General features: G+C 61.2%; 1 protein-coding gene. It reads left to right on the top strand.

All coding sequences use genetic code 11. The features are described from left to right. Positions 1 to 174: 174 nt before the first annotated feature. A partial coding sequence (locus ACU8YC_RS26210; protein WP_446896147.1) for an NAD-dependent epimerase/dehydratase family protein occupies positions 175 to 516 on the top strand: 342 nt, incomplete at its 3' end.

Here is a 516-nt window from a genome sequence, read left to right as displayed (position 1 = left end):
CGCCGTGCCATCGCGCTTTACAGGCGCGAGCGCCTGGCATTTGCAGCAATGAGCGTGCGCAAGGCGATAAATACGACTTTAAGCCTGTTGACATCCTTCGAAGCAGATGCTGATATTTCTCGACATGTCATATGACAACAGATGACTCCAAGAACAATAACGACAGGCACTCCGATGACAACCACTCCGACACCCCCATTCGGCCGCCTTCTGCTCACCGGTGCAGCCGGCGGCCTCGGCAAGGAGCTGCGTGCACGCCTGCAGCCCTACGCCCGCATCATCCGACTGTCCGATATCGCGCCGATGGCCCCGGCAGCCGGCGAACACGAGGAGGTCGTGCCTTGCGACCTCGCCGACAAGGCGGCCGTGCATGCCCTGTGCGAAGGCGTAGATGCCATCGCCCATTTCGGCGGCGTCTCCGTCGAGCGGCCGTTCGAGGAAATCCTCGACGCCAATATCCGCGGCACCTTTCACATCTATGAAGCAGCCCGCCTGCACCGCATCAAGCGTGTGGTC

The sequence above is a fragment of the Citrobacter sp. VF227 genome (genome assembly GCF_052950715.1).
Note: the sequence above shows the minus strand (reverse complement) of the source record. Positions and strands in the feature narration are given on the sequence as shown.